The organism is Aminobacter sp. P4_D5 (assembly GCF_056401815.1).
The window spans coordinates 1-536 of record NZ_JBFUIP010001308.1 but is presented as its reverse complement, the minus strand read 5'-3'; the positions used below and the strand labels follow the sequence as shown (position 1 = coordinate 536).

The following is a 536-nucleotide window of genomic DNA, read 5'->3' as shown; positions in this document are numbered from 1 at the left end:
GTGCAGGAGCTCGCCGCGCGCTATGGCGTCCCCAAGGTGAAGGCCACCATGGCCGGCCTGCAGGACTATTCCGAGCGCCGGATGCGCGCCGCCATCTCGCAGGTGCCCGACGGCACCTATCGCGGCGAGGCGCAGCTGGACGACGACGGCATCGGCAATGGGCCCATCGTGGTGCGCACCGCCGTCACCGTCTCCGGCGATTCCATCACGGTGGATTTCACCGGCACGGACCCGCAGGTCGGCACCAACCTCAACTGTCCCTTCGCCTCGCTGATCTCGGCCTCGGTCTCCTGCCTGAAGGCGGCGCTGACGAGCCCGGACATCCCCTTCAACGACGGCGCGCTGCGGCCCATCCAGGTGACCGCGCCCAAGGGCTGCCTGCTCAATCCGAACCACCCGGCGCCGGTGCGCGCGCGCATGGTCTCGGCCTCGCGCGCCTGGAACGCCGTCATGATGGCGATCTCCCAGGCCGTGCCGGACAAGGTCATCGCCCAGGGCTACGACACCACCACGGCCTTCTGCCTCTCCTGGCTGAG

General features: G+C 69.8%; 1 protein-coding gene. It reads left to right on the top strand.

Annotated features, from left to right (window positions below; translation table 11 throughout):
• A partial coding sequence (locus tag AC1DWF_RS38100) for a hydantoinase B/oxoprolinase family protein (RefSeq protein WP_476843585.1) occupies positions 1 to 536 on the top strand: 536 nt, incomplete at both ends.